Raw genomic sequence first — 25,488 nt, forward strand, 5'->3', positions numbered from 1 at the left:
CGCACCGATTGAAGTGGTTATGAACCATATCTTGGCGTTTGAAATGTCGGTTTTTGTCGCGTGGTGTTTGAGTTCGGATTCCAACGATGCGATTCTCTCCCCAATGACAATGAGTTGGTCCATCAGCCACTGATCGTAACCGCCTTGAGGTTTCTGGTTTGAGTGGTCTGCCTTGGCAACTCTGTCAGTGTATTCAGTCATTTCATCCCTGATCCATTTCCCCAGATTCACCCGGTCCAAAGCCTGAGTAACGGAGAACAGGGCATATGACCTCACGCCCGGTTCTCGTCATTGAATCCTATGTCGTATTAGTCGCGGCCGAGAACGATTTCTCGCACCGGTCGCGCATTTTGTTTTAAACGCAACGATGGACCGCGCGCCGCAGGATGATGCGAGCGATAGCTGCGTACTATGAGTGGTTTTCGGGTGGTGTGGACTTAGTCGGGTCGCAATGCAGATACATGGACCCTGAGGACCGGAATATCCGGTACATCGCGAGGACGTTCAGGTCTGCCGGAAGAGCGGATGAGTAACTACGGAGTGCTTCAGGCTCTTTTCCCCGGGGACAGGCCCAGGCCTTCCCATACTCTTCCCAGGCCTTCCCATACCCGGTCGAACCTCAGCGACGCTTCCGTTTCGCCCCGGCAACTGTACCAGCACCGGTTGCAGTCGATCTTGCGGGAAACCGGTTTGTAGTCGGCGTATCCGGACTGTACGGGCAGTTCCGCGCAGGGCTTTACGTCGCCGTCGGGGGTCAGCTGCACCAGCCACTTGCCCGCCGCCGTGCAGGTCCGTGGGAGGGAATTCTGGAAATAGGCGGGGATGCGGCGCAGGTACCAGTCGGAATTGACGATGTTGCCCAGACGGGACTTCTGGTAGATCAGATCCTCGATCACGGATTCCAGCCGTTCGGCGTGACCGGTATCCACCAGGTGGGTTTCGTTCCCGTTCTTGAAGTCGCTGTAGCAGCTGTAGGAGACCTTAGCGCCCATGGTTCGCGCCAGATGCGCTATGGGGACGACGTGGTCCAGGTTGTCGCGCATGATTACGGTGTTGAAGATCACGTTGATTCCCCGGGCCGTCAACTGGGGCACGAGCGTGGAGATATGCTCGTACAGGCCCGCGATCCCCCGTTCCTCGTCATGTTCGCGGCCGATGTAGTTCAACGAAATCGAGATGTGGTCCATGCCGGCTTCCCACAGCGCCATGGCTTTTTCCACGGTCAGGAGAGATCCGTGGGTGACCATGCCGATATAGATGAAACCCAGGGACTCCTTGATGCGCCTGACCGCCTCGGGCAACTGCTTGTTGATCGTCGGTTCCCCGCCAGTCAGCGTGACCGTCAAGGGGTTCAACTTCCTGAGCGCGTCCACGTAATCGTAGTCGCCCAGCTTGCCCGAACGCTTCGTTTTCCAGTAGTCACAGAAATCGCAGGTGGCGTTGCAGAGGTACGTCACCTCCATGTTCACCGCCATCGGTCCGCCCTTCAGCCGCACCCAGAGGTACTTGAGCACGGAACGAAGCTTCCTGACGGGGGACATGGGACGCAACAAGGCCCGGTCGTACCCGAGATAGCCGGCATCCGGCTGCAATACGGGCGGCGCGGGAGGCGGCGGATAGCTTTCCACCGTCGGAGCGACCTGGATCTGTTCGGACATGGACTGCTACTCCTTCATCGCCGCATTCAGGCGGCGGCGACGAAACAGGTGCTATGCCGTACCTCAGGCGGCGGCGACGAAATCGGTACCGTCTATCTCGCCTTCGACCGAATGCCCCGTGAGACTCAACATGGAGGGAAACAGGTCCACGGTGCGTACGTAGTCTGCCGAAATCTGCGCATTCATGAACAACGGGACGTGCATGTGTTCGCGATGGAGCGAACCATGGGACGCCCTGTGTTCGGGATGCTCGTGCCGGATCCTCAGATCGTATCCCTTTCGGGCGCTGACGATCACGTCACCCGACCGGGCCGACCCAATGACCTTCAGGAGTTGGTATGGCGCGTCCGGATAGTCCGTGTCGAACGTGGCGGAAAGCGCCTCTTCCTGGGACATCTCTACCGGCATGTCGTCGTAGCCGAAGGGATCCTCACCCTCGCGCACCCGGTAGGACAGGCCGTTCCGCGTCTCCCGGATCTCGGCCATTCCCCGGCGTCCCCATACGACAACCCCCTGGTCGTGGGTTCTGACCGCCAGTCGTGGGTTCTGACCGCCACCAGGTCGATCGCTTCCTGTGAGAGCAGGGCTTCGACCAGGTCCGTATCCCCCATGGAACGGATCTCGTCACAGGAAGGCCGCTCCGCCCACGTATCGCCCTTCTTGAGGTAGATATGGGCCATTCCATTGCCGGACACCATCGAGGCCGCGTTGCATCCTTTACGCAGGATCTTCGGATAATACAGCGTGTTGAACCCCAGTTCGTCCAGAAACGACCAGAGTTCGAAGTGCGTGTGGGTGGTGGTCAGGCCATGGTCGCTGGAGACCACGAACAGCGTGTCGTCCAGCCTGCCTTTACGGCTGAGCCGTTCCGCCAGTCTGCCGAGCCCCCGGTCGAACGCGCGGTACGCATCCAGGGTCTCGTCCGAAAAAGGATCGGTGTAATGCGAATACTCGTCCACCGCGGGGAACACGACCGACAGGAAATCCGCCTCCCGGTCGATCGCACGGTCCACGTAACGCCACGCCGCGTCGTCCACGGCCTGCCAGCGGCCGGAGTAATGGGCATAGAGCCAGTACCAGTTCTTGACCAGCAGCGTCTGGTTCGCGAAAACATCCAGGCCTCGGTTCAGAAAACTGAAGACTCCGGCGGGCTGTTCGAAGTATTCGAATATGGTGCGGATATCCTCCCTGAGGTCCCTGTCCATATACAACCCGCCCGGGCCCACGTAACTGCGCGACTGGTTGAAATGGGTGAACCCATGGGACCTGGACCGGTCAAACCAGCGAATGCCGGGAAGATTGGATGAACCGGGCGTACAACCCGTAAGAAAGGGGACATGGGCCGGGCCGGTCGTGGACGGGAAGGAAGTCACCGTCTTCCGGTAGTCTCCCCGGTCGAGCACGAATCGCCGCAGGTTCGGAAACTCGCCCGCCTCGATGAAATCTTCCATCACATCCGCGCGGGCGCCGTCGACCAGGAAGAAGACACACCGCTTGAACGGCGTTCTCGCCATGCTGTCTCCTAAAAACTTAGGACATGGTCTTATGAAAAACGATCGAATCCTGCTATACAGGCTGCAGAATATACATGGTTTCTCATTCAGTTTCAAGGGTTTTCGCACGGAGGGTGCTGAGGAGTTCCTCGTAAGAGGACTGCCTGATCTTCTTGTAAAAGGCGTCCCGGTTGGCCAGCGCCACGCTCGCCCCGTCTATCACCATGTCATAGATGAGCCACTCTCCCTGCTTAAGCTCCATCTTGTAGTCGACGAGCGTTTTGGTGCCCTTGTACCATACCGTGGTTCTCACCAGCGACCGGCTGCCCCGCGTTTCCTCTCCGTCATACGTCGTATTGTCCGATCGCTTGCGCAGCTTCTCGAGCGCCCTGTTCTCCGTCCATAGACGCAGGACCGAAACGAATTCTTCCCGCTCGGCCGCGGTCCGCTCCCGCCAGTACCTGCCGAGGGAAATCCGGCTGTGCCGTTCGAAATCGAAACCCGAGACGACGGACTGGCGCACCAGGCTGTCCCGGACGGCTTCGGTCGTCGACCCGTCCACGGCGCGTAACGCGGCATCCCGTCGCTTCAGTGTCTCGACAGGCGAGGATACCTGCGCGTAACTCCCGAAAGCCGGCAAAGACACCGCCGCCCAGGCGGCCAGGCAGGCTATCCGGCGAATCTCACGGCGTAGCAAGTGCATGTCTTCCCTCCATCCATCCGCCCGGGTCAGGACCCGCGGCGATGAACCACGAAGTCGTCGTAATCCCCCTGCGAATCCGTCCCCGTCGCGTTGCCATCCGTCAGAATACCGATCCCCACGGCTTTACGGGGCGGTTTCTTCCCGAAGATCCGGACATAATCCGCATGCACGTCGACCGACTCCTCTACCCAGCGGCCGAGCTTCTCCTCCCCGCTTTCGAGCACGATCACGTGGGGACGGCCGATGCCGTCGCGCCGGTGGTACGTGCCCACCGGCAGTGTGGTGCTCCAGACGTACTTCAGGGTCTTGGGCACGCCGACGAAATTCTGGTCCAGGACCACGTATACGGCAACCGCGCTGTCGTTCCTGGAACCGATACGTTCATCCCCGCCTTCGGGCAGGACCTGCGCCCTCCAGCGCCAGGAAAGCACCGGATATTCGTTTGCGTCCCACTCTCTCAGTTGCTTGCGAATGATGATGGAGGAACCGTCGTCGGCTGCGTGGAGATACCGGTTGCCGTTTTCTTCCTGGACCGTGTACGTGTTGCGGGCCAGTCCATCGTCTCCCCGCCAGGCCTTCCAGGTCAGGGGGAAGCCGCCCGTGTCCGAACCACCGAAGTCTTCGATGATGATAGACTGTTGAAGATCATCACGGCGCTGGGGATGGTCCGCAGGGGCCGCCCGGGCGACGGCCGGAGTGAACGGATCAGTCCCGGTCCGGGGCCACGTAGAGACGGGTGCCGGCCTCATGTCCTCCGGAATGGGACGCAGGACGGAAGACGGATCGATGACCGCGGCGCAGCATAGAAGAACGCCTCCGGCCAGCCAACTAAGCGTCCTGCCCGCCCCCTTGCGTCGTTTTTTCATGATCCTGCTCCGTTTCTTCCGCTAGCGCTGCGTATTTGAAACTCCGTTACCCGTTACGTGGTCGAGTTCAGCCAGCGAGACCCGGTATTCAAACAGGGACTGCCGGTACGCATGCTGCATTTTAGCGTGCGCGGTATAGGCGTCCAGCAATTCCGAACTGTCCCCGGTCACGTCGAAACCCAGTGTCGCGGCCGTCAGCCAGGCCCTGGCGGAGCGGAGCGCCCGGTCGCTGTTGACTACGTTTGCCCGGGCCTCGATCACGTCCCTGTAGGTCTGTTCCACCTGCAGTTCAATCGCGTTCAAGGCCTGCGATTCCCTGCTCGCCAGAGACTCCAACTCCGCCTTCCGGGCCAGGTACTTGGCGCGGGTCAGGCCGAAATTGAAGTTCTGCCGCAACGTGATCACCGCGCCGCCGCGAATGAAATTGAACTCGTCCCTGAGAAACGGATTGTCGAGTTCCGGCCTGTGGGGCGCGATACCCCACTGGAGCGACCCCGCCAGGGCGATCTGGGGGTAGAAGTCGCTCTTGGCCACCTTCAGCAGCGCCCGGCGCGCCAGCACCCCCGCCCTGAGCTGCCGGATGTCGTGCCGCCGGCTCTTCGCCTGTTCGATGTAAACGTGCAGTCCCTCGAGCTTTGCCGGATCGGTCCCGGCGGCCACGTAGACGATATCGAAATCGCTGGAGCGATCGATTCCGAGGAGGGCCATCAGCGCCGCCTTCCCCATTTCGATCGACTTCTCGGCACGCGCACGGCTCTGTTGCACTTCGAATTCGAAGACGTCGATTTTCAGGAGGTCGTTCTGGCCTACATCTTCTGAATCCTCCTCGATCATCTCGTTTACGCGCTGTCTGGCTTCCCGCACTTTCTCTTCGCTTTCCAGGATGATCTCTCTGAGCTCCCTGGCCAGCACCAGACCGTAGAACAGCTTCTTAACCTGTAGCACCACGTCGCTTTTCTTCGATTCCAAGGCCGCCTCGCCCGCTTCGAGACCGAAACCGGCCGCCTTCTTCGCATTGCCGAGTTTTCCGAAGGTATACAGCGGCTGGACCAGTTCGATGTGTGTACGGGAGAAAACGCCCAGATCGGAGAGATCGCTCCGGATAGTCTCGATCTGTTCCGTATCGCCTTTTATTCCAGGCGCCGGTCCGAATATGTTGGTCCACTGCAACTGAGGCATTATACCGGCGAATCTCGCCTCGCTCAGCCTGGCTTCCAGGCCCTCTACGGCAAGGACAGCCTGTTCGATATCCGGACTGACCATCAACGCGCGGTCCACGCACTGTTCCAGCGTCATCCGGACCGCCTGGACGGTCCGGGGCGGTCCCTGCGCGATGACAGGCCCTGTAATCAGCAATGTCGCCAGCAGGTGGGTCAGCAGACGAAACACGATGCCTCCGCTTGGCATAGTCGTCGAATTTCTTCCTGACTTAAGTATATTAGACGCCGCTGTTCTCCAGTTGATCCAATAATTAATGCCGCCGTTCTCCAGTTGATCCAGGTAATTCCCGCTGACTAAGCCCGCGGAGATCGAGATCGGCAGCCGACAGCCTAAACAGACCGGTTCTCCTCGTCAGCTGCCGCGGGCTTCGACATCAGCCAGATCGCCCGCGTCCAGTGAAATGCCGCCGTGATCACCGTCCAGATGGCCACGAAGGTAAACGCCTCCTCCAGCATGCCGGCCGCCGTACCTCCCAGCAGCAGGAGGACGTTGGTGTTTCGCCGGGCGCCGATGCGACGAAAGAAGCGGTCCACGGGTTCGCAGTCGAACAGCTCGATACCCTGCCTGGACTTGAACATCCCCGTCGCGGTCTTGTCAAGCAGATAAAACAGGGTGATCACGGTACTCAGCACGAAAGGGCCGACCAGGGCTCCGCCGCCGCTGAGCATCCACCCCAGAGCCCAGTACCAGGTCAGTTCCCAGACCACGTCCAGGATGTGTTCGTAGCGGTCCCCGAACCGGGTGCATCGCACCGTCACGCGGGCCAGCTTGCCGTCGACTCCGTCCAGTACGCCGACGATGAAGGCGATGACCAGTCCGGCGATCAGGTAACCCGACGCCAGTTGCCCCGCGGCCAGCAGACCGGTAGTCAGAAAGGCGAGCACGATGGTGAGAGTGGTTACCTGGTTGGGCGTGACGGGACCGGCCGAAACCCATTTCGTAAGCACGTTCTCCAGGGGCGGGTGGATGAATTCCGCGGGGAAGTCCAGCGTACCCTTCTGCGCGGCGTCGATCAACAGCATTTCCGCCTGTTGGACCTTCCGGTCCGAATCGAGGACCAGCCAAAAGGGGGGCAGGCTGCGGCGGAGATCCACGATATAGGGATCCATATCGCGGAGATCGTAGACAGAACAGGCCGACTCCGGCGCCGTGTCCAGCGCCGACCACAGCGATTCGGAGCCGGTCCATGATGCCGCGAGCTCCGTAAGCAGATCCGCGTCGGCCACCAGGAGCCTGCAGGATGCCCGGACCGCCTGATCGACGGCCCTTCTGTTCGAACCGCCGTCGATCAAGTCCCGCAATACGCGGGGATCGTACAGGTGATGGGCGTCCAGGACCAGGGCCGTTTCGTCCTTTCCAGGCAGCCAGCGGGCTGGGCTTTCGTCGGTCCGTACGCAGTCGACAGCGCCAAGCTCCCGGAACCAGCGCCCGTCAAACCCGTCGATCCGGACACTCGATCCCCGCCCGGGTGCGGGTCCGACCACCGAAACCCGCCGGGCTCCCAGGGAGGCAAAGACCCTAAGGTGCCGTTCGAGCAAGGGAATGCCGTAAACCGGCCGCGCGGCTCCGGCCGCGGTGGCGTCCGTATCGGCGAATAAGACCACGCTGAATTTCAAAACGATTCAGACTCTCTTTCGAGACTAACCCGCGGCACGCGCTCGTCCTCAGTTTCCCGGCTTATGCCGCCCTCTTCCTCAGAAAAGGCAGCGCGCCGCATTGCCCACGCAGGCGCCGGAGTACGGTCCGGTCATCCTCTTCCAGTCCCAGCAGGCTCAGAACGCCCAGGTAGACGGCCAGGAAGATCGAGGGCAACGCGGCCGTGCGCAGCCACGGAACATCGGGCACGTAGCTTCCCGCCAGTAACGCGCATCCGAAGGCGAGGACCGCGGCGGAGCAGGGCTTCAAAAGGCGCCAGGCCAGAGGATGGATCCGGAACAGGTAATATACTTCGAACAGGCGGATCAGCGTGAGCAGCATGAACGACGCCAGCGTTCCCAGGGCGGCGCCCAGGATGCCCAGACTCGGAATCAGCCACAGGTTCAGAACGAAATTCACGGCTACGACCACGACCGTGTTGACGAGGTTGAGCCAGGGCCGGCCCGACATGATGAGCACGGTATCGCCCGAACCCATGGCGGCGTAGACGACCTGGCTCAGGGCCAGGACGACCATCGCCATGAACCCGGCGCCGAATTCGGGGCCGAACAGTCCAAGCAGTTCATTGCCGATCAACGACACGACGCAGAGGAAACCCACGCCGATGGTCAGCACCCACCGGGTGACCAGCCGCAGGTTGTGCTCCAGCCGCCGCAGGTCGTTCCGGTGGTTCAGTTCGGCGACGATGGGGCTGAAAATCGGGTCGAACCACTGGCGGACCTTCTTGGTCAGCAAGGCGATTTCGACTGCGATCACGTAAATGCCCACCTGCGCCGCCGGCAGAAAGTAGCCGACCATGAGCACGTCGAGCCGGATCATGACCATGTAGACTAGCTCGTAGCCCATTACCGGCAGCGAGAAGCGGGTCAGCGGGGTGACGATACGCAGTTTGCGCAATTGGACGAGGCATGCGCGCCAGGAATAGAACCTGGTGAACACGCGGACGGCGAACAGCAGGCCGCAGGCCAGCGCGGCCAGGTGGGCCGCGGCGATGCCATAGGTGCGCCAGCCCCAGTAGAACAATGCGCAGGCCGCCCCGAACAGCACCAGCGGCTCGACGACGCCCCGGACCATGGCATCGTATTTCATGACCTTGTGGGCCCGGGTAACGCCCAGGATGATGTGGGTCACGGCGATCAGCGGCAGGGCGACTGCAAGCAACCGCAGCATGCCGGTAAGCCGGGGTTTCTCAAGCAGGCCTTCCGCCAGCGCGGGCGCGCCAAGAAAGAGCGCGGCGCCGGTCACGGCACTCAGCAGCAACCCCACGCCCAAAGCCTGCGCGATGGTCCGATGGATGGCACCCGTATTTCCGTCCTCGCGCAGACGCGGGATGAAATTGACCAGCCCCTTGTCCAGCGAGAACTGACCGACCTTTGCCACGAGGTCCACGATGGTCCACCCGAGCATGTACAGGCCGAAGACCTCGGCCCCGAACAACCGCGTAAGGACGATGAACGAAACGGACTTTGTCAGTCGCGCCAGCGTTCCGATGAAATTGACGGCCGCGCCCCGGACGATGGTCAGTGCGTCGGATGCGGGCCGGACCGGAACCGGCTTCTCTCGGGTACGTGTCATGACGGGGAACTCGCCGGTCGGGACGTCATCCTGCTTGCTTCGATCAACAGGGTCCATCCCCGGTGGTTTCGGGTGAACAGGTTAAACGCGGCGGATACCATCCTGCCGATCGAGACCAGCCCCAGTCGGGTCACTGCCGCCGGTATCGCGTGCATGCGCTCCGTGGCATAACTCAGCCGGATCAGCGCCAGGTCCGGACTGGAACGAAGCAGGTATCGGTATCTTTCCAGTTTGAATCCACACGACTCGAGCAAAGACCCGACCTTCGGGTACGTGTAGAACTGCCGGACGGCGTGGAGTTCCCGGTGCTCGTCGCGCCACGCCTTGCCGATTCCCTCGAGGCTCAGGCTGTCCAGCGTCAACAGGATGCGTCCTCCGGGCCGCAGTACGCGCCACATCTCCAGCAGCGTTTGCCGGTCGTCGGGCAGATGCTCGAAGACACACAGGCTGATGACCGTGTCGAACTGGCCCGAGCGGAGGGGGAACGCGCCGGCATCGGCGCAGAAGAAGCCCGTAGAGGGCGTCTTGTGACAGACCGCGGCACGGCGCAACTGGTCCCGGTTCAGATCGAAGCCGAAAATCCGGGCACCCCGCAAGGCGATCCGGTAATCATAGGTCCCCTCTCCGCAGCCGATATCGAGGATGCGCTCGTCCCGGCCCGGCCTCAGCCAGCGCAACGCCGGGACCGTTTCCTGGACCCTGCGGAAATTGAAGTCCTTTCTGATCCGGAGGGAGAAAAAACCCCGAACCCGGTACATCAGCCCGCTCTGTCCGCTCATGTGCTCTGTCCGCTCATGTGCTCACATCCATAACCGGCCGGTCCCGCGCCAGCAGCCGGCCCGTCGAAATGAATATGGCGAGGCCCATGACCAGGCCGCCGGCCGTAACGGTCCAGAACATCCAGTTCAGGAGTCCCAGCGCGGCGAAGCACAGCAACAGCATGGTAAAGAAGTCTCTCTTACTCATCATCCGGAACACGTTGAGCAGCCGGGCGGCCAGGGCGCGGCGCCGGCCGACGGCATGCCGCTCGAAGGCCCGGTTGAACCGTACGAGACTGCCGCTCCCGCCGGTCTGCAGCAGATAGTAGTACATCACGAGGATCGACGCGGCCACGACGGCGACGGACCCTATCCCCAGAGACCGGACCACGGTCTCATCGGAGTCGCCCGCGTAAGCCCAGACCACGGCGGAAAAGAACGCCAGGTAGGTCAGGTTGTCCGTGATCGTGTCGAGCCACGACCCGTATTTCGATTCGCGGAAGGTCAGGACGGCCACCTCCCCGTCGCATCCGTCGAGAATGGACGAAACCTGGAAAAGAAAGGCGCCCAGCAGCACCGTCCAGTAGGTGCCGTCCAGCACGAACCAGGCTCCGAGCAGGCCGGAAAGAAACGTGACCAGGGTGACCATGTTGGGGGTGACCGGCACCTTGACCAGCCATCGGCTGATGCGGGTCGAAACCGGCCTGTTGACATACCGGGCAACCCAGCCGTCGGTGGGCTTCACGAGACGCCTGATCAGGGCCTTTTCACCGTGCGCCAGCATTTCGGGCGTATCGACGTCCTGCCAGAAACCCTCGCCGATGTCGAAGGCGCGCATCCTTCCTTCCCCGGCCAGCGCCCGGATGCCGTCGCTCAACGCGCACCCCCCGGGGCCGTCCACGGCTTCGAGGGCGTCGAACAGGGCCGGCGTACAATGGAACATGCCGGTGTCGACCGCGTTGTACTCCCGAAGTTCCTTGTCGATTCGGACCACCCTGTCTTCACGCACCTCCACCTTGGTGGCGTCGTCCAGGTCGTACACGGTTTCGATTTTCCGGTCGACGGCGAGCAGACACTCCCCTTCGGCGACCGGTTCTTCGAGCAGTCGCTCCAGCGTCCGTTGCTCGAACAGGTGATCCGCCATGAGCAGGACAAAGGGCTCGGCCAGGAGAGACCGGGCGGCCAGGACGGAAACACCGTTGGGCATGTGCCATCGTTCGTTGTGCACCCATTCGATCCGGCAGCCGTCCAGGCCGGAATCATGCGACAGAGTCTCGTGAAAGCGGTCCGCTTCGTACCCCGTTACGATGACGAAGCGCGTTATGCCGGCCCTGCCGGCCGTCAGTATGATACGCTTGATCAAAGGCACGCCGCAGAGCTTCAACAGCGGTTTGGGCACCGGACCGGTTACCGTTTGAAGGCGCGCGCCCGCGCCGCCGGCGATGATGAGCGCCGAAGTCGCGCTGCTCATATGCTGATCCATTTGTCGAGATTCAGATGGTCATGTGGACGGATGAAGGAACCAGAAGATGAGCCAGAAAAGACGAGCTAGAAGATTGCGGAAAAGCCCAAGGTCATCTCCGGGTAAAGAGGACGGGAGATGACATCCAGTTCCTTCCGGTAGGCCGCCTGTACCACCATGGCGACGTGCCGTTCCCAGAAGTAACGCATCCCTACCCCGGCGTCGACCATGGCCATGTGGCGGTTTTGCGGTCTGATCTCCAGGCCGGTGCCGCAGCCGAAGAAGGGTGTGAAGGATCCGCCCGGGACGGTAAGATTGTAGCGATAGAAAGCCCCGATTCGGGTAATCCGGTCGGCCTGCTCTTCTTCCTGGACTTCAAGCACGTCCCTGCGCAGGGACGTGCTGCCGAAACCGGCCAGTTTCCTGGCCCGAAGCAGATTGCCGGTGTATGAAACGCCGGGAGACCGCCCGGCATCGTCAAACGCCTCCGTATCATCCGGCCGGTGGATGGAAAACACGCCGCCGAACTGGTGGGTGGGCGTAAGGAAGTAACCGGCGCTCAGGGAGACGGTGGCCGGATCGAACAAAGCGTTACCCGTCTGGCCCACACCCTGCACCTCGATACGTCCCTGCCTGAGCCTGTTCCCCGCGGACCGGGGTCGATCCGGCACGAGCGCGGCAACGGAAGGTCCGGGGGCGGCGGGGCTTATACCCTGGTGTCCCACGGGCTCGAAAGCCCCGCTTGAGTAACCGGCGTTCGGTCTGATCATCATGGCAGCCGTGGACCTGCGCGGCGCGGGCCGGCCATCGACCATGATCCTGGGAAAATCATTACGGGCGACCGAATCCGTCCTGCGCTCAACCAAGCCGGCCGGAGAATCCAATCCGCCGGATTCCACGGCGCCATGCTCCGGCCGGGACGGGACCGGCTCGATCCGGCGGGGTTCCGGCCCGGCGATGATACCGCCAGTCCGCGCGGCGGCAGGCATATCGACCGAGCCAGCCAGGCGGGCAGGGCCGACCAGGTCGACTGGACCGACTGCCTCGTGCGAGCCGTCCGGACCGATCGGGCTGACCGGGCTGACCAAGCCGCCCAGGCTGACCGGCGCATTCAAATCGGAATGGAACAGGGGCATAACCGCGATCAGCGTACAGAAACCGACGGCCAGCAAGGAGAAGAGGGCACTTTGCTTCTGGCTCACCGCCGAACCGAGCAGGTCCCGGATACGTATGGCTACCACGGAGGCCGACCTCGCCAGTTCGAGGACCGCCTGCCAGTGCGTCCGGACCTTGCCCCCGGCAACCTTCAGCAGGGTGGAAGCGTAGCGCTCCGGATGACTGGATACACGGACGACGGCTGCGTCGCAGGCCCGTTCCGCTTCGATATCGATTCGGCGTGTAGCGTACCAGACCGCCGGATGGAAGAAAAAGAAGATCCTGGCGAACTGTACCAGGACGACCGTCAGGTGGTCCCGCCGGGCGTAGTGCGCCAATTCATGAAGCAGGACCTGTCTGAGTTCCGCGTCGGAAAGTTCCAGGATGCACCATGAGGGGATCACGACGACAGGCCGCCCCACGGCGATCAGCGCGGGTCCTTCAAACTCGTCCGAGACCCGCAAGGCCACCTTACGCTTCAATCCCAATTCGGCCAGGCAACTGTCGAACGACGCGCGTACCCGGAGGACGGTGACCGGAACGGCCCTGCGCTTTCTCCGCGTCAGCATGATGACCGCGGATACGACTCGGATCACTCCGAGACCGGCAATGGCGATCCAGGCCAGTCCCGTACCGGCATAGATATAGGTTTCCAGGAAGTAGCGACCGCCCGGGGCGGGTCCTGCGGCGTGTACCACGGGCGCCCACGGGATCTCGAACGGACCCGGCCAGGGCAGCACGACGGAGAATATCAGTTTAGCCAGTACCAGCAGCCAGAGGAAATGCCTGATCCTGGGCGGACAGCCCGGGTTCAATAAAAGCAACGCCCAGACCAGAACGCCCAGGATCAACGCTTCCAGGCTTGGCAGCCACAACAGGTCCACGACCCCGCGGCCCAACCGGTCGAAGAGCGTGATTGCGTAGCCCGGGTCAGTCATCCGATGCCTCCGAGGCCAACCGGTCCAGCAGATTGCGCAGGCTTTCGGCTTCTTCCGCGGTCAACGCGTCCGATTCGATCAGGTGCAGCACCAGGGACTGCGGCGATCCGGCGAACAATTTGTCCACGACCGCCGTTATGACTTCCTGGCGCACGCCTTCCGGCTTCACGATGGCGGTGTATACGAAGGCCCGACCTTCGCGGCTATGCCGCACTACGCCCTTCTGGGTGAGTATGGACAGGACCGTCTGAACGGTCGTGTACGCCAGGGGACGCTGGTCTCGAAGCGAATCGACGATCTGGCGCACCGTCGCCCGCCTCAGGCGCCAGACGACATTCATGATGTCGATTTCCAGGTCCGTCAGCGAAGACAGCTTCTTTCTGGCCATCCGGTCCCTTGTCCAGTGCACCGCGTCCGCACGCCGAAGCCGTGGCCGGCGCGAACGCATGACTAAGTTTTTAGTAGTTAAATATATGGCCCCATGTATCTTAATTAACGCGCTGGACGTGAATTGTCAATGCAAACGTTGTCCTCCCGGACGCCGGGAAAACCGACCGGTTCCGGACAAAATTCAGGTCTGATACCGGCCATGATGGAAGACCCCGTCTACTTCATTTCCGATGCCCACCTGGGGATCGAAGATTACGCGGCGGAGGAAGGTAGAAGAGCGCGCCTGCTGACCTTCCTGCGAAGCCTCCGGGGCAAGACCCGGCAATTGTACATCGTGGGCGATCTGTTCGATTTCTGGTTCGAGTACCGCACTGTCGTGCCGCGCCAGCACTACACGGTGCTGCACGCGCTGAGTTCGCTGGTCGAGAGCGGGGTCCGGGTAATCTACCTTGCCGGCAATCACGATTTCTGGCTGGGTACGTTCCTGAACGAGCAGGTCGGTGTGGAAACGGCCGACGGACCGCTGACCGTCACTCACCACGGCCGGAAGATCTATATCGCCCACGGCCACGGGCTCATATCCAGGGACCTTGGATACCGCCTGCTTGCGAAGATCATGCACAGCGCTTTCAGCATCCGCCTGTTTCAGCTGATTCATCCGGACTGCGGTTTCAGGATCGGCCGCCTGGTATCGCGGTTGAGCAGGCGCCACGGCACACCCACGGCGTGGGACCCGCGGGAAGCCTACCGGGACCTGGCCTTCTCACTGCTCGACCAGGGCTACGACGCAGTGGTCTTCGGGCACAACCACTACCCGACGCTGCAGCATAAGGGGGACAAGGTGTATATCAACCTCGGGGACTGGCTCCGGCACGATACCTATGGCGTGTTGCGCGACGGGGAGATGACCCTGGAGAAGCACGGGGCCGCGGGGAGGTAGTACGGGACGAGATAACTGGAAAGCGGGGGCGGTACCCGGGTGCAATCGCGATTGACCCTGTCACTCCAGGCTACCTGCAAGCATTCCGAAGAATGAAGCCCCGGCGCGTTCCTGCACCGGGGCCTTGCCGTTACCCCCGACTACGGACCGGGGTTGTTCCGAACGGTGTGAAAGATTAGGACGAGGGCTTGTTGATGATGATCGGTGCCAGAGGCAAGTCCTTTGCACCAGGAATCGAAACCACCAGGTACGCCGTCCCATGACCTACAATCCAGGTGTCGCCGGTCTCGATGGTTATTGTCCCTTCAGCGCCGTCTATCGCAGCCGGAGCAGCGTCTTCGGGAATGGCGATAACCTCCGGGCTCTGGCTTCGGACCGTCGCCGTCAAAGGATCGTTATTGTTGGTTGTCCTGCCATCGGGACCTACCTCCCGCACCCGGATTCGCAACACGATATGCTGATCGGGTTCGACCGCTCGGTTCACCGGAGGATCCGCATCGGGATCTGCAAGCGTCAGGGTCCTGGTACGGTCGGACGGTGTGGAGGGGTAAGGATTCATCACGTGCGTGATGACACCGGTACCCTCGGCGACGGTGACTCTGATCCCGGACTTGGACGCGACGCCCTGACCCCGGGCCGTGATCTCGGCCTCTCCTTCGCGTTTCGCCGTAATCGTGTTGCCGTTCACACTGACTACTCCTGGCTCGGAACTCACCCAGGCAATTAGCGCTTCGGCGCCTTCAATGGCTTCCCCGCCCTCTTCCTTGTTATAGGCGACCGGTGTCATCAACTCGATCTCGCCGCCGACCGGCAGAACATAGGATTCCGCTTGGTCTGGAGCAAACTCGATCCGTCTTATAACTTCGAGCACTTTGACCGTCAACCTGATCTCCACGCCTCTGCCCACGACCCTGATGGTAATCCTGGCGCCAGTGGCCGGCCGCACGGCTTCGATCATACCTCCATCGACCAGGACAGCGTCAGAATCGGACTCCCAGTCGAAACCAACGGTTTTCAGGAACGTACCGTTCTGTGCGACGGCCTTCGCGACGATCATGGTCATTCCGCCCACGGCCATGGTCAGATCCAGCGAATTCACTTCATTTCCGTTCTCATCAATCCTGGGGTCGTAATCAGGCGCGTCAAACACAGCGGCCATCATGTCATCGCCATCCTGGGTAAGCTTGATGTGATGAATGCCGGTCAGCGCTTCGCTCTCAATAATGTAATCCACGATACCCTGACCCGGAGGACCGGGTGGACCCGGTTCACCCCGATCGCCCCTGGGACCCTGCGGGCCCGGTTCACCCCGATCGCCCCTGGGACCCTGCGGGCCCGGTTCACCCCGGTCGCCCTTGGGACCCGGAGGACCGGCGGGTCCCCGCGGACCAGGTGGACCGGCAGGACCCACAGGACCCTGCGGCCCGGTCTCGCCCTGAGGACCCGGAGGACCGGCCGGGCCTGTCTTACCTTCGCATCCCGTCATGGATAACGCGAACGCAATCATCATTACTATGAGGTAGTGCATTGTTGTCTCCCGTTTATCGAATGTCTCTTTTTCTGTAAATGTCGCCGCGTAAAAGGCACGGATCTATACGGCCTCCCTTCCTATCCCGTGCGTTGTGAGGAACGGACACTTGCCCGCTGTCGAGATTGCGTGAATCCCGGTACCAACCGAATCGAATCATTCAGACACACATTTGTTATAGTTTAATTAATCAAAGATTTCTCTTATTTTAATTGTTTCATGCTTGATTTCATCTGGCCGATATCTTGTATTTAACCCGGACTATTACTATTGCCCAGACCCGGGTTCACGAGGAACAGGAGGAAGTCTCCCGGGACGCGAGATAGACGCGGCGCGCCGTGCGGGGTATTGTATTGTGCGTAACAGCGGGAGGTCGCGGGGAAAGATTCAGGCAGGATATTATGCTACATACGTATTTTAATTTACTTAAGTTATCTATGTTTCACTGTTCTTCGCGCCGTGCACGGTGCTTCCCGGTCTGCCCGGCCGTGGGCCACCCTGTAAAGGATGCATTCAGTCCACCGGAAGCAGCTACCCACCACCAGATATGAATAAAGACCATCACTTCAGGGTGCTCGAGAAAAACCAGGAGAAGCTGCTGGCACTCGTCGTCAGGTTGGAACACGAGGTGAGAGACTTGCGTATCCTTGTAAGGGAGATACTGCACGCCATGAAGAAGACGGAAAACCGCCGCTAGGAGAAGACCTGAATGACGTGAGCGTGAGCGTGAGCGTCTGCGTCGGGTTGCGACCCGGTCGCGGGTGCGCCGGGTCTGTAGCGGACGCCCGGAACCTATGACCTGGGCGCTACCCCGATTCCCGGTCTCTCCGGCAGAACCAGGCGGCCCCGGCACACGGCCGCCCCGCTGAAAGGATCGTTGGAAATCAACAGGTTGCCGTCCAGGTCGGCATAATCCGCCAGGGGGGACAGGTGGGCCGCCGCGGTGATGGCGACGGATGTTTCGATCATGCATCCGATCATGACCCGCATCCCGTGGGCCCGCGCCGTATGGATGAGACGCAGCGCCTCGCGGATACCGCCGCACTTCATCAGCTTGACGTTGACGCCGTCCACGAGACCGGCCATGGCCGGAACATCGGTAGAGACCAGCACGCTTTCATCGGCGATGATCGGCATAGGCGCCGCCTCGCGCACCCTGCGCCAGTCTCCCGGCGAACCCGGGGGAAGGGGTTGCTCCACGAGTTCCACGTCGAACTCTTCAAGGCACTTCACCATTTCCACGGCCTGATCCACCGTCCACCCCGCGTTGGCGTCGATCCGGATTCGCGCATCCGTTTCGCTCCGGATCGCCCGCATTATATCGAGGTCCCTTTCCGATCCGAGCTTGACTTTCAATGCGGGGTATCCGGCGGCTTCGCCAACCTTCCGGCGCACCGTTTCCGGTTCGTCGATACCGATGGTGAAGGAAGTAACGGGCGTTTTTCCGGGATCGAGGCCAAGCCATTTGTAGAGGGGTACGTCAAGCCGCTGCGCGGCGAGGTCGTGGAGTGCGATATCCACCGCCGCGCACGCCGCGGGATTGCCCGGAATCCGCGACACGAGGCGGCCCATCGTGGCCTCCAGTTCGAAGGGATCGCCGCCCAGCAGTACCGGCGCCTCCTCGAGCGCACCCAGCACCGACCCGGCGGATTCGCCATAGAAGCGGGAAGGCGCGGCTTCGCCTATGCCGGTCTGCCCGCCGCCGGAGATGCGTACGAGCACGTTTTTCTTGTGGGCGCTGACCTCGCGGGCGATACGAAAGGGATGGATGAGGTCCAGGCGGATCGTCTCGGTGCTGAAACGCATTGCGGCGGGAACCTTCGTCTAGAGACTCGTGAAGAGATTGGTCATGAGATCCAGGCAGATCTGCATCGGAATCAGGATCCAGGTCCGGATGATGCCCAGCCTGAGCATCTGGTCCGAGATGATCAACCCGATCAGCAGGATGGGGCCGTACATCTCCAGCTGGCCGTACCGTTGCGCCTGCGCCGGGGGCAGCAGTCCTTTGAGCACCCGCGATCCGTCCAGCGGAGGGATCGGCAGCATGTTGAAAAATGCCAGCGCCAGGTTGATGATGATGCCGTACCGGATCATCTGGCGCAGCGTATCGGTCAGGGCGCCGTCCGACGGAAAATGGGTGAAGACCCCCACCAGGATGAAGGCGAGGATGATATTGGACACCGGTCCGGCCAGGGCGATCCAGAGCATGTCCTTCCGGGGATTGCGCAGGTAGCGGGGATCCACCGGTACGGGTTTCGCCCAGCCGATGCCGAATCCGCTCATAACCGTAATGATCAGCATGATGGTACCGGCCGGGTCCAGATGCACCAGGGGGTTAAGCGACAGCCGCCCCATGCTGCGCGCCGTGGGATCGCCCAGTTTCCACGCCGCCCAGGCATGGGCGTATTCGTGAAAGGTCAGGGCGAAGAGGATCGCGGGCATGGCGATAAACAGGATGGTAAAATCAAACATGCGTACTCCTTCGCTTCGACCGCGGGTCCGTTCAGGTCGAGATATGGTTCCGGCGCGACCAGATTTCCCGCGCCGCACGGCGTTCCTCCTCCGCGGTCCCGATTTCGCCGTTTATCTTCATCGAAAGGACTTCGTCCAGGATCCGGCCGTATGCCGGACCCTCGGGGATTTCCAGCTCCTTGAGCGTTCCTCCGTCGATGGACAGGCGCATATGCCGGTGGTGGCGGTAGTAGGACTCGCAACGCCGTCGCAGCGCGTCGTCCGGATGGGTCAGGGTAAGGAACAGCATCGTGTCCTCCGAGATCGTCCGGACCGCGCGGCAGAAGTCCGCGGGCGTGTCGATCCGGTCCGATTCGACGGCCTGCTCGACGGAGGACCAGCGGGACATGTCTTCGATGGCCTTCCGGAGCCGCCGGTTGGGCTTCAGCCGGTCCACGACGCCTTCCAGGGTTTCCGCCCGGCGGGGCCTGAACAGCGCGACCAGGTACAGGATCCACCAGCCGTCATACGTGGAAGACGCCAGGTCGACGGACTGGCTGATCTCCCGGACCAGCGATTCCAGCCCATCGTCGGACGCGAGGGCGGGGTGGATGGCCTTGAGCGCGTCGAGTCGTCCCAGCCGGTTGAATACGGGCCAAGGATCGGGTTCGACGCAGATCAGCCTCAACTGCTCCAGCAGCCTGGGACCGGAAAGGCTCTCGATCATACCGTCCGAGACCGCTTCCCGAAAACTGTGCGCCGTCCCGCGCTCCAGCCTGAACCGCAGGCGCTGTTCGAACCGGATCGCCCGGAAAAGCCGGGTCGGGTCATCGACAAAGCTCCGGTCGTGGAGGATGCGGACCAGGCGCTTCCGCAGGTCGTCCCGGCCGTTGAAGGGATCGACCAGTTCGCCGAAGCTTCGCCCGTTCAACGAGACCGCCATGGCATTGATGGTAAAGTCGCGGCGCGCCAGGTCGACGTCCATCGACGCGGGCGCCACCCGGGGCAACGCGCCCGGGCGTTCATAGGTCTCGCCGCGGGCCGTGGCCACGTCCAGGCTGTTCCCTTCGGGCAGATCCACGGTGGCCGTCAGGAACCGGGAATGGGGCGTGCAGCGGCCTCCGACCCCGCGGGCCAGGCGGCCGGCGAATCCCATCCCGTCCCCGTCCACCACCAGGTCTATGTCCGTCCTGGAACGGCCCAGGAGCATATCCCGCACGGTCCCGCCGACCAGATACAGGTCCAGTCCCGATTCATCGGCGAGGCGCCCGGCCTGGCGCAGCCGCTCCCGGACTTCCTCCGGCAACTGGGCGATGGTTTCTTTCATATCCGATCCGGGTCAGGGGTTCAGGCCTCTTTCAGAAACCGGTGAACGATGATCCTGTTGTCGTTCCCTTCGAACTTGATCCTTCGAGGCTGCGTGCTGTGGCGGTATCCCCGGGCGATCATGGATTCGACGAAGGGGACGGCCGCCCGGCGGTCCGGATCGCTCGCGAGGAACATGCCCCCCGGTTCCAGCGCGTCGCTCAGCAACCGCTGGATCGGTTCGTGATTCGGCCTTTCGTACAGGATGTCCGAACCGATTACAATGGCGTACCTGCGGTCGAGATCCGGGTTTCTCCAGTCCAGGAAGCGGAAGGACACGCGTTCTTCCAGGCGATTCATACGGGCATTGTGCCGGGCGAAGGCCAGGGCGTCTTCCTCGTAATCGCACGCGGTGACCGCCAGGCCGGCCGCGGCCGCCGCGATGCCGGCCACGCCGATGCCGCAGCCCAGTTCGAGAATCTCCGATCCGGCAGGAGCGGGGTACTCGAAGAGGTGCCGGCCCAGCCCGATCGCCGAGGGCCAGATTTCAGCCCAATAGGGCAGGCGTTCGTCTTCATCGTAGCATTCCGGGTCGATTTCGTCGATGAGCACATCGGGATCGCGCACCGCCAGAATGTCCAGGTTCACCCACTTGCCAATGGCTATGGACTTGAGACAGACGTCGTAACGGCGGGCCAGCTCGGCGGGTGCGGCGAACGGTGGCATGGCCTTTGAACTTAACGGGGATCGACCCCGCGGTCAATCGAATTCAGGCTTGACACGGCGTGCCGGCCGGACTATTATGTTACGGTATTTTGGCGACGGAACCGCTGCCCGGCTCCGTTTTGACCGATACTGCTTCGTACTGTTTCGACGCATCCGCAAAGCCGGTTGTTTCAAGATGGCATGTTAAGCGAGGAGACTCGTATGACCTACATTATCGCAGAGCCATGCATTGACGTAATGGACAAGGGCTGTGTCGATGTATGCCCGGTGGACTGCATTCACACCAAGGACGGTGAACGCATGCTGTACATCGATCCTGAAGAGTGCATAGACTGCGGCGCCTGCGAGCCCGAATGTCCGGTCGAGGCCATTTTTGCCGAAGAAGACACCCCGGACGAATGGCAGGAATACATCCAGATCAACGCGGACTTCTTCAACGACTGACAGGTCTCCGGGCAGGGCGCTCGCCGCTGCCCGGGCGGTCAGGGCAGTTCGGGCAGTCCCGGGCTATTCGGCCGACGCACCGGCGCAGCCGGGCCCGGCGGAAGGCCGCCTTCCAGCTTTCTACACCATCGATCGATTCCCACCGAAGAGGATCGCGGTACGGCCGGGACCGTGCGGGGCCGAAAACGGATATGCCACATATCGGTTCTGCCGTGCACGGCCCGGGGCGCCGGCCGGCGCCATCTCAGACTACTTTGTCGAATATTATATCCCCAGGCACGTAAAGCAGCACAAAGCCACCCCCGTAAACCCACGGTAACGGTCTCCATTCATGAAGGCACGCACCGTAAAGAACTTCCTGCTGGCCCTGTCCTGTCCAAAGCGCACCGGATTGATCTACACGGTGACCCGCTGGCTGGCGGAGCAGGGCTGCCACGTCATCGAAAGTGATACGTACATCGATCCGTACAGCGAGCGGTTCTTCATGCGCGTGCATTTCGGCGGTCCGGTAACCCTGGGATCCCTGTGGCGGACCTTCGCGCCCCTGGCGGAAGAGCTGGAGATGCAGTGGGACCTGTCGGCCGACGACACCCGGCCCCGTGCCCTGATCATGGTGTCGCGGGAACTGCACTGCCTGCTGGACCTGCTGAATCGCACGCGCATGGACAAGCTTCGGCTGGATACTCCCCTGATCATCTCCAACCACACGGACGCCGAACAACTGGCGAAGGAATCGGCCATCGACTTTCTGCATCTTCCGATTACGCCCGAGAACAAGGAGGAGCAGGAGGAACGCCTGATCGACGAAATCGAGGAAAACAATATCGACTTCGTCGTACTGGCCCGGTACATGCGCATCCTCGGCCCCGAGGTCTGCGCGCGGATGGCGGGACGCATCATCAACATCCACCACTCCTTCCTGCCCGGATTCAAGGGCACCCGCCCCTACCACCAGGCGCACCGGCGCGGCGTGAAGCTGATCGGCGCAACCGCCCATTACGTGACGGCCGACCTCGACGAGGGTCCGATCATCGAGCAGGACGTGGAAGCGGTGACCCACCGCATGTCGCCGGCGGAACTGACGGCCGTGGGACACGACATCGAACGCATCGTGCTCGCGCGGGCCGTGCTCTACCATATCCAGCGCCGGGTCCTGATCAACGGACGCCGTACCGTCGTGTTTCGATGAATATACGGATTGAAAGCGAAGACCGGCCGGGTCTAGCGGCTTTGGAAAAGCGGGGGTGTGAATCCCGGGGTGAGCGGCTAAATTGAGCGCGGGAGTGTTAAGCGCGGGTCGAGCGCCGCCGGGAAGGAGCGGGAGTGTTAGCGCGGGTCGACAGGCTTGGGGCAGAATGGGGAGCTGCCGGCTCAGGCGTACTGGTCCATCAGGGCGTCAATGGTCGCCTGCTCCGTGCCGTAGGCCTTGGCGTACACGTCCTGCAGCTTGTCGGTATAGGTACGGTATTCGTCCTGGAAGAACACGCCGCTGTGGAAAACCCCCTCGCCCACCTCTTCCATGGCCATGTCGATCGCCTTGATCCGGTCGCCGGTGTTCCAGCCGTCCGGCAGCGGCATGAAGGACTCCTTCCAGGGGTCGTAGGTGTTGTAGAAGGTGGGGCAGGGACTCATGGCGTGGACGAAGCCGAACCCGGGATGATCGAGCCCCTGGCCGATGATCTTCGCCATTTCCGTCGCCTGGCTCGAGAAGGTGCGCGCGACGAAACTGCAACCGTACACGATCACCATGGCCAGAATGTTCAACTGGCCTTCCAGCACTCCTTCGTAGGGCGCCATCTTGGGCATGGACACGCTGCGCCGCAGCGCCTGCATCCCCGGGGGCGTGCTGGGTGACGGCTGGCCCTTGGTCAGTCCGTAGACCTGGTTGTCCATCACGATGTAGGTGATGTCCTGGTTGCGGCGCACGGCATGGGGCACGTGGCCGCCGCCGATGGCGAACCCGTCGCCGTCGCCGCCGACGGCGATGACCGTCAGGTCGGGATTTGCCGCCTTGACGCCCTGGGCCGCGGGCAGCGCGCGGCCGTGGACCACGTGCAGGCCGTAGGCGTTGACGAATTCGGGCAACCGGCCGGAACAGCCGATACCCGATACGATGACCACGTCCCTGGGATCCAGGTTGCGTTCGGCGAGGGCGCGCTGCAGCGCGGCAAGCACGCCGAAATCTCCGCATCCGGGGCACCACGTCGGCTTGACTTCGCTGCGGTAATCCTTGAGCGTGCGCTTGACCGGTTGTGTTGCTCCGTCAGCCTGTTCGGTCCGCTCGGGCGCCTTGGTTTTGGCGGTGTCGGCCGTACGGACTTCAGCCATACTGTAGCACTCCTTCGATGTACTCCTCGATTTCACCCGCCTTGAAGGGCAATCCCGTTATGATGTTGAACCGCTGCAGCGAAACGGCGAGACGGCCCTGCAGGTAATTCGCGAACTGGCCGCTGGCGTTCAGTTCCACCACCGAGACCACCGGGATGGACTCGATGAAGGCGCGCGCTTCTTTTTCCGGCAGGGGATGCAGCATCTTGAAAATCAGGGCGGCCACCTTGTACCCCTTCGCCAGGGTCCGGTCCAGGGCTTCCAGAATGGGACCCTCCGACGATCCCCAGCCGATCAGGCCCAACTGGGCGTCCTCCGCGCCGTACCGCTGCACGAATCCGGGTTCGTTCACGGCGGACTCGATTTTCTGATGCCGTTTTTCCGTCATGCGGATATGGGCTTCGGGCGAGTAGTCGATGTGGGCGTGCTCGTCGTGTTCCAGGCCCGTCGCCACGTAGTGCTGGCCATGACGGCCCGGCAGGGGCATGGGAGAAACGTAGTCGTCCGTCATCTCGTACCGGTCGAATTCCTGCGGGGAGACCTCGCCGTTCAGTTCGGGCTGCTTACGTTCGACGATCTCGATCCGGCTCAGATCGGGGCGGGACATGACCTGCGCCCGCTGCGAAAGATGCTGGTCGCTGAGCAGGATGACCGGAGTCTGGTATTTCTCCGCGAGATTGAAGGCCTTGACCGCCGTGTAGAAACAATCCTCGGTGTTGGTGGCCGCGATCACGATGCGGGGCGCCTCTCCGTGCGCGCCGTGAATGGCCAGGTTCAGGTCCGACTGCTCCGTCTTGGTGGGCATGCCGGTACTCGGTCCGCCGCGCTGGACGTCGACGACCACGAGAGGGATCTCTTCCATGGTGGCCAGGCCGAGCGCCTCGACCATGAGGGACAGCCCCGGGCCCGCCGTGGCGGTCATGACCTTCGCACCCGTGAAGGAAGCCCCGATGGAGGCGGTAATGGCCGCGATCTCGTCTTCGGTCTGCATCAGGACGCCGCCCACCCGGGGCATCGCTTTCGCCAGCGTCTCCATCACGTCGCTGGCGGGCGTGATGGGATAGCCCGCGTAATACCGGCATCCAGCGGCCAGCGCGCCCATGCACAGCGCGTCGTTTCCCGTCATGATCAGCTGGGCATGGCCGTTCTTGCGCTCGACGGCAACCCGCAGACCCAGGTCGATGCCGTTTTCGTCCACGTATACATAGGCCTGCTTCAGCGCGTTTATGTTGGACTCGAGAAACTCCTTACGGCGGCCCCACCGGCTTTCGGCCACCATCTGCTTCGCCGAATCGAAGGGAATGCCCAGGCAAACGGTCAGGATCCCGAAGGCCAGCACGTTCTTCGACTTCATCGTCTTGATGACGGTCTTCGTGATCTTCTGGAGCGGCACGCCGATCTGGGTCAGCGCCAGGCTTTCGTCCGCCTCGCATTCGTCCGGATCGTATATAACGACGCCGGTGGGCTTGACCTCGCCCACGTGAATGTCGTAATTCTCCTGGTTCCAGACCATCAGGATGTCGAGCGCGTCGCCGGGCGAACGGACCGGCGTGTCCTGCACCCTGACCTGGGTCATGGAGGCCCCGCCCTTGATCTCGGCCGGGAGGTTCTTGAAGGTATAGATATAGAGACCCGACCGGGCCAGCGCTTCGGCCAGCACGTCGCCGACGGTAAGCACGCCTTCGCCGTTCTCTCCGGCAATGCGTATGGTCAGATCCAGTTGATCCATCAAACGGCCCTTCACATCCGTCCATCCGGCGGATTCGGCAAAATCATTTGATTATACAGGGTTGAACACCCGAAAGTCAATTCTAATCGTTACGGAATCGTAACATCTTTACCTATTCGCACTTATCTGTACGCTGGACCTCCGGCGGGCTCCTCGTGGGTG

Annotated in this window: 23 protein-coding genes and 2 pseudogenes; 4 read left to right on the forward strand and 21 right to left on the reverse strand. The window is 62.0% G+C overall.

The genetic code is table 11. From position 1 onward, the window contains the following. The 13 genes from OXG98_00635 to OXG98_00695 all read right to left on the reverse strand — a co-directional run. A partial coding sequence (locus tag OXG98_00635) for a hypothetical protein (GenBank protein MCY3770519.1) occupies window positions 1-276 on the reverse strand: 276 nt, incomplete at its 3' end. Between the two features lie 269 nt (window positions 277-545). Further along, on the reverse strand, window positions 546-1,658 hold the full coding sequence (locus OXG98_00640) for a radical SAM protein (protein ID MCY3770520.1): 1,113 nt from the start codon (window positions 1,656-1,658) through the stop codon (window positions 546-548). 63 nt (window positions 1,659-1,721) lie between these two features. After that, window positions 1,722-2,144 (reverse strand): hypothetical protein, encoded by a 423-nt coding sequence (locus OXG98_00645; protein MCY3770521.1) that lies wholly within the window; start codon window positions 2,142-2,144, stop codon window positions 1,722-1,724. Further along, window positions 2,057-3,172: an alkaline phosphatase family protein gene (locus tag OXG98_00650; protein ID MCY3770522.1), complete on the reverse strand. Its 1,116-nt coding sequence runs from the start codon at window positions 3,170-3,172 to the stop codon at window positions 2,057-2,059. The genes OXG98_00645 and OXG98_00650 overlap by 88 nt, the downstream gene beginning before the upstream one ends. 82 nt (window positions 3,173-3,254) lie before the next feature. Then, on the reverse strand, window positions 3,255-3,854 hold the full coding sequence (locus tag OXG98_00655; protein MCY3770523.1) for an ABC transporter substrate-binding protein: 600 nt from the start codon (window positions 3,852-3,854) through the stop codon (window positions 3,255-3,257). A gap of 26 nt (window positions 3,855-3,880) precedes the next feature. After that, a complete protein-coding gene (locus tag OXG98_00660) occupies window positions 3,881-4,720 on the reverse strand; it encodes a DUF3047 domain-containing protein (protein ID MCY3770524.1) in 840 nt (279 codons plus the stop codon). A gap of 21 nt (window positions 4,721-4,741) precedes the next feature. After that, window positions 4,742-6,109 (reverse strand): TolC family protein, encoded by a 1,368-nt coding sequence (locus OXG98_00665; GenBank protein ID MCY3770525.1) that lies wholly within the window; start codon window positions 6,107-6,109, stop codon window positions 4,742-4,744. A gap of 161 nt (window positions 6,110-6,270) precedes the next feature. Further along, complete coding sequence (locus OXG98_00670; protein MCY3770526.1) at window positions 6,271-7,557, reverse strand: CDP-alcohol phosphatidyltransferase family protein; 1,287 nt, start codon at window positions 7,555-7,557, stop codon at window positions 6,271-6,273. 61 nt (window positions 7,558-7,618) lie between these two features. Further along, the gene (locus OXG98_00675; GenBank protein ID MCY3770527.1) at window positions 7,619-9,172 is read right to left on the reverse strand and encodes an oligosaccharide flippase family protein; all 1,554 of its coding nucleotides are present in this window, start codon (window positions 9,170-9,172) and stop codon (window positions 7,619-7,621) included. Next, window positions 9,169-9,951 carry a class I SAM-dependent methyltransferase gene (locus OXG98_00680; protein ID MCY3770528.1) on the reverse strand — a complete coding sequence of 261 codons (783 nt, stop codon included), beginning with the start codon at window positions 9,949-9,951 and terminating at the stop codon, window positions 9,169-9,171. Before OXG98_00680 ends, OXG98_00675 begins: the two co-directional genes overlap by 4 nt. A 13-nt stretch (window positions 9,952-9,964) precedes the next feature. After that, the gene (locus OXG98_00685) at window positions 9,965-11,401 is read right to left on the reverse strand and encodes an NTP transferase domain-containing protein (GenBank protein ID MCY3770529.1); all 1,437 of its coding nucleotides are present in this window, start codon (window positions 11,399-11,401) and stop codon (window positions 9,965-9,967) included. Window positions 11,402-11,478: 77 nt separating this feature from the next. Beyond that, on the reverse strand, window positions 11,479-13,485 hold the full coding sequence (locus OXG98_00690) for a M56 family metallopeptidase (protein MCY3770530.1): 2,007 nt from the start codon (window positions 13,483-13,485) through the stop codon (window positions 11,479-11,481). Next, entirely contained in the window at window positions 13,478-13,873 is a 396-nt protein-coding gene (locus OXG98_00695) for a BlaI/MecI/CopY family transcriptional regulator (GenBank protein MCY3770531.1), read from the reverse strand. The genes OXG98_00690 and OXG98_00695 overlap by 8 nt, the downstream gene beginning before the upstream one ends. 201 nt (window positions 13,874-14,074) lie before the next feature. Between OXG98_00695 and OXG98_00700 the strand changes: the two genes are divergently transcribed. Next, window positions 14,075-14,815 carry a UDP-2,3-diacylglucosamine diphosphatase gene (locus tag OXG98_00700; protein ID MCY3770532.1) on the forward strand — a complete coding sequence of 247 codons (741 nt, stop codon included), beginning with the start codon at window positions 14,075-14,077 and terminating at the stop codon, window positions 14,813-14,815. A gap of 175 nt (window positions 14,816-14,990) precedes the next feature. On the opposite strand, the gene OXG98_00705 is transcribed toward OXG98_00700, so the two are convergent. Both OXG98_00705 and OXG98_00710 read right to left on the reverse strand, forming a co-directional pair. After that, window positions 14,991-16,049 carry a hypothetical protein gene (locus OXG98_00705; GenBank protein ID MCY3770533.1) on the reverse strand — a complete coding sequence of 353 codons (1,059 nt, stop codon included), beginning with the start codon at window positions 16,047-16,049 and terminating at the stop codon, window positions 14,991-14,993. 9 nt (window positions 16,050-16,058) lie between these two features. After that, window positions 16,059-16,298, reverse strand: a pseudogene (locus tag OXG98_00710) (hypothetical protein). A 592-nt stretch (window positions 16,299-16,890) separates the two neighbouring features. Between OXG98_00710 and OXG98_00715 the strand changes: the two are divergent. Beyond that, complete coding sequence (locus OXG98_00715; GenBank protein ID MCY3770534.1) at window positions 16,891-17,040, forward strand: hypothetical protein; 150 nt, start codon at window positions 16,891-16,893, stop codon at window positions 17,038-17,040. A gap of 95 nt (window positions 17,041-17,135) precedes the next feature. Here OXG98_00715 and OXG98_00720 read toward each other — a convergent pair whose 3' ends face one another. The 4 genes from OXG98_00720 to OXG98_00735 are packed head-to-tail and all read right to left on the reverse strand — an operon-like array spanning window position 17,136 to window position 20,825. Beyond that, window positions 17,136-18,149 carry a dipeptide epimerase gene (locus OXG98_00720; GenBank protein ID MCY3770535.1) on the reverse strand — a complete coding sequence of 338 codons (1,014 nt, stop codon included), beginning with the start codon at window positions 18,147-18,149 and terminating at the stop codon, window positions 17,136-17,138. Window positions 18,150-18,167: 18 nt separating this feature from the next. After that, on the reverse strand, window positions 18,168-18,815 hold the full coding sequence (locus OXG98_00725; protein MCY3770536.1) for a site-2 protease family protein: 648 nt from the start codon (window positions 18,813-18,815) through the stop codon (window positions 18,168-18,170). Window positions 18,816-18,846: 31 nt separating this feature from the next. After that, window positions 18,847-20,121 carry a hypothetical protein gene (locus OXG98_00730; GenBank protein MCY3770537.1) on the reverse strand — a complete coding sequence of 425 codons (1,275 nt, stop codon included), beginning with the start codon at window positions 20,119-20,121 and terminating at the stop codon, window positions 18,847-18,849. A gap of 20 nt (window positions 20,122-20,141) precedes the next feature. After that, window positions 20,142-20,825 (reverse strand): methyltransferase domain-containing protein, encoded by a 684-nt coding sequence (locus OXG98_00735; GenBank protein MCY3770538.1) that lies wholly within the window; start codon window positions 20,823-20,825, stop codon window positions 20,142-20,144. Between the two features lie 201 nt (window positions 20,826-21,026). On the opposite strand from OXG98_00735, the pseudogene OXG98_00740 reads away from it, so the two are divergent. Together OXG98_00740 and purU are read left to right on the forward strand one after the other, a co-directional pair. Next, window positions 21,027-21,266 (forward strand): annotated as a pseudogene (locus OXG98_00740) (ferredoxin family protein). Between the two features lie 334 nt (window positions 21,267-21,600). Next, window positions 21,601-22,458: a formyltetrahydrofolate deformylase gene (purU, locus tag OXG98_00745; GenBank protein MCY3770539.1), complete on the forward strand. Its 858-nt coding sequence runs from the start codon at window positions 21,601-21,603 to the stop codon at window positions 22,456-22,458. Window positions 22,459-22,640: 182 nt separating this feature from the next. Here purU and OXG98_00750 read toward each other — a convergent pair whose 3' ends face one another. Further along, complete coding sequence (locus OXG98_00750) at window positions 22,641-23,597, reverse strand: 2-oxoacid:ferredoxin oxidoreductase subunit beta (GenBank protein ID MCY3770540.1); 957 nt, start codon at window positions 23,595-23,597, stop codon at window positions 22,641-22,643. Next, the gene (locus OXG98_00755) at window positions 23,590-25,326 is read right to left on the reverse strand and encodes a 2-oxoacid:acceptor oxidoreductase subunit alpha (GenBank protein ID MCY3770541.1); all 1,737 of its coding nucleotides are present in this window, start codon (window positions 25,324-25,326) and stop codon (window positions 23,590-23,592) included. The genes OXG98_00750 and OXG98_00755 overlap by 8 nt, the downstream gene beginning before the upstream one ends. Between the last annotated feature and the right edge of the window lie 162 nt (window positions 25,327-25,488).

The organism is Gemmatimonadota bacterium (assembly GCA_026706345.1).
Lineage (GTDB): Bacteria > JAAXHH01 > JAAXHH01 > JAAXHH01 > JAAXHH01 > JAAXHH01.